At 70.8% G+C, this 3,219-nt stretch carries 3 protein-coding genes; 2 read left to right on the top strand and 1 reads right to left on the bottom strand.

From position 1 onward, the window contains the following. Both HUU95_RS11950 and HUU95_RS11945 read left to right on the top strand, forming a co-directional pair. A partial coding sequence (locus HUU95_RS11950) for a gamma-glutamyltransferase (RefSeq protein WP_174280309.1) occupies positions 1–633 on the top strand: 633 nt, incomplete at its 5' end. Positions 634–669: 36 nt separating this feature from the next. Then, a complete protein-coding gene (locus tag HUU95_RS11945) occupies positions 670–2,475 on the top strand; it encodes an AMP-dependent synthetase/ligase (protein WP_174280308.1) in 1,806 nt (601 codons plus the stop codon). 103 nt (positions 2,476–2,578) lie between these two features. Here HUU95_RS11945 and HUU95_RS11940 read toward each other — a convergent pair. Continuing rightward, positions 2,579–3,219, bottom strand: a 641-nt coding sequence (locus tag HUU95_RS11940; protein ID WP_217429831.1) for an insulinase family protein, incomplete at its 5' end; no start/stop codon positions are given.

Raw genomic sequence — 3,219 nt, 5'->3', positions numbered from 1 at the left:
CAACGGGCGCCGGCGGGCGAGACGCCGGGCACCACCGACCTCGCGGTCGCCGACGCGCGCGGCAACGTCGTGGAGGTGACGACCACGGTGGAGGGGGTGTTCGGCTCCGGGCTGTCGGTCGATGGCGCGATCCTCAACAACCAGCTTACCGACTTCGACATCGTGCCCGACAAGGCCGGCTACCTGGTCGCCAATCGGGTGGAAAGCGGCAAGCGCCCGCGTTCCTCGATGGCGCCGACGATCGTCTATGGGCCCGATGGCGCCGTCCGCCTCGCGATCGGCGCGGCGGGTGGGCCGACCATCATCGCGCAGATCGCCAAGGCGCTGGTGGGTGTACTCGACTGGCACCTGTCGGCGCAGGACGCGATCGCGCTGCCGCTGATCTTCGCGCCCGGCGACACCGCCTATGCGGAGGCCGGCACGGCGCTCGATCCGATGCTGCCGGCGCTGCGCGCGCTGGGCGAGGACATCCAGAGCGCGCCGCTGGGACTCAAGGCGAACGCGGTGGAGCGCGTGGGGGGGCGCTGGGTGGGTGCCGCCGATCCGCGCAGCGAGGGCGTCGCGATCGACACCGCCGGCCATGTCGACACCCCCATCCGCGCCATTCAGCCCGCCGACCGCCCGCCCGAATGATCCGCAGGCCCGCAAAGGGCCGCGTTGGAGAGTGTGATGCGCCAGCTCGAACAATTCCCCAACCTCGTCGCGCTATTCCTCGCCCGCGCCGCCGCGAAAGGCGACCGGCCGTTCCTGCGCCGCAAGATCGACGGGGCCTGGCAGGCGACGAGCTGGGCGCAGGCCGCGCGGGAGGTCGCGAGCCTCGCCGCCGCGCTCCACGCGCTCGGGCTCCAGCGCGGCGACCGCGTGATGCTGGTCAGCGAGAACCGCCCCGAATGGTGCGTCGCCGACCTGGCGATCATGGCCGCGGGCTGCGTGACGGTGCCGACCTACACCACCAACACCGAGCGCGACCATCAGCACGTGCTGGAGAACTCGGGCGCCTGCGCGGTGATCGTGTCCACCGCCAAGCTCGCCAAGGCGCTGATGCCCGCCGTGCTCAAATCCAATCAGGGCCAGACGGTGATCGGCATCGACGAGATGCGCGCGCCCGTCGGCGCGGTGACCTTCCACCAATGGCACCGGCTGCTGGCCGATCATGACTGCGGCCCGGAGACGATCGTCGCCGACGCGGGGCGCGCCGACCTCGCCTGCATCATCTACACCAGCGGCACCGGCGGCGCGCCGCGCGGCGTGATGCAGCACCACGGCGCGATCCTGACCAACGTCGCCGGCGTGGTGGAGGTGATCGCGGAGGATTATGGGTGGGGCGAGGAGGTGTTCCTGTCGTTCCTGCCGCTCAGCCATGCCTATGAACATACCGCCGGTCAGTTCGCGCCAATCGGGCTCGGCGGCGAGATCTGGTATGCCGAGAGCCTGGAAAAGCTCGCCGCCAACATCGCGGAAGCGCGCCCGACGCTGATGGTGGTCGTGCCGCGCCTGTTCGAGGTGCTGCGCGCGCGGATCAGCAAGGCGATCGAGAAGGGGGGCGGGCTCGCCGTCCGGTTGCTGCGCGTCGCGCTGGAACTGGGCGCGCGCGAAGCCGCCGGAACGTCGCGCTGGCGCGATCGACCGGCGCTGCTCGCGGTGAACACGCTGTTTCGCCCCAGGATGCGCGCGCGCTTCGGCGGGCGGCTGAAGGCGCTGGTATCGGGTGGCGCGCCGCTGACCCCGGAGGTGGGGCTGTTCTTCCAGTCGATCGGGATCGAGCTGCTGCAAGGCTATGGCCAGACCGAGGCGGCGCCCGTGATCTCGTGCAACCGGCCCAAGGCGGGCATCCGCATGGACACGGTCGGCCCGCCGCTGCCGGGCGTGGAGGTGCGTATCGCCGACGACGGCGAGATCCTGGTTCGCGGCGAGCTGGTGATGCACGGCTATTGGCGTAACGACGCGGAAACCGCGCGCGTGCTTCAGCCCGACGCGTGCGAGCCCGGTGCCGGACCCTGGCTGCATACCGGCGACATCGGCCTGTTCGACGAAGCCGGCCGGATCAGGATCACCGATCGCAAGAAGGACCTGATCATCACCGACAAGGGCGACAATGTCGCGCCGCAGAAGGTGGAAGGCATGCTGACGCTGCAGCCGGAGATCGCGCAGGCGATGATCGTCGGCGATCGCCGCCCGCACATGGTCGCGCTGCTGGTCCCCGATCCCGACTGGGTGCAGCAATGGTGCGCGAAGGAGAGCCAGACCTGCTGCTTCGCCCGGCTGGCGGAGAATAGCGGCTTTCGCACCGCGCTGGGCCAGGCGGTGGAGCGGGTCAACCGGGATCTGTCCGTGGTCGAGCGCATCCGCCGCTTCATCCTGGCGGACGAACCGTTCACGATCGAGAACGGCCAGATGACGCCCTCGCTCAAGATCAGACGCCACGTGCTGCGCGACGTGTACGGCGACCGGCTGGACGCGCTGTACCGGGGATGATCACCCGCACCCCTCCCACCGGCTGCGCCGGCGGGTCCCTCCCCTCTCCCGTTGGGATAGGGGAATGCGAGCGCAGCGAGCGAAGGGGTGAGGGTGACGCCGGCTATCGCGCCGCCACGCCCTTCGGCTTGGGGAGCACCGCCATCGTCCAGTCCTTGTCCGGCCGCAGGTATTTGGCCGCCGTCGCCTGGAGCTCGGCCGGGGTGATCGCGACGAAGTCCTGCGCGATCCGGCGCGTGGCGTCGAAGCGGCGCGGGTCATAGGTGGCGCCGCCCAGCTGGCCCAGCCAGAACTGGTTCCCCGTCGACGCGCGCACGATATATTGCGCCATCGGCCGCATGATCCGCTGCAACTCGTCGGGCGGGATCGGCCGCGCCGCCAGATCGGCCGCGATCTCGCGCGACAGCTGGAAGAAATAGTCGACCTTGTCCGGCTGCACCTGTCCGATCGCGAGCAGCCGTCCGCCGGTGGCCGCGCCGACGGGCCAGCTGGACGAAACGGACGGCGAATAGCTCGCGCCCGCGCCCTGGCGCAGCTTCTCGAACAACCGGTCGCTGAACACCTGCGCCAGCACGTCCAGCCGTCGGCTGTCGCCGATCCCGTCGATACCAGCGCCGGTCGGCCAGGCGATCACGGCCGCCGCCTGGTTGTCGTTGCCCTGGTGGTAGCGCAGCACCGGCGCCGCGTCGTGCGCCGGGAAGCGGATCGGCGGCGCCGCGCGCGCGTCGGGCTTGCGCGCCGGCA

The sequence above is a fragment of the Sphingomonas bacterium genome, assembly GCF_903643065.1.
Classification (GTDB): Bacteria; Pseudomonadota; Alphaproteobacteria; order Sphingomonadales; family Sphingomonadaceae; genus Sphingomonas.
The sequence above is the reverse complement of the archived record's forward strand: the minus strand, read 5'-3'. Positions and strand labels throughout refer to the sequence as shown.

Coding starts and splice junctions, on each gene's coding strand:
- HUU95_RS11945 (WP_174280308.1), top strand. CDS start 670: ATGCGCCAGCTCGAACAATTCCCCAACCTCGTCGCGCTATTCCTCGCC.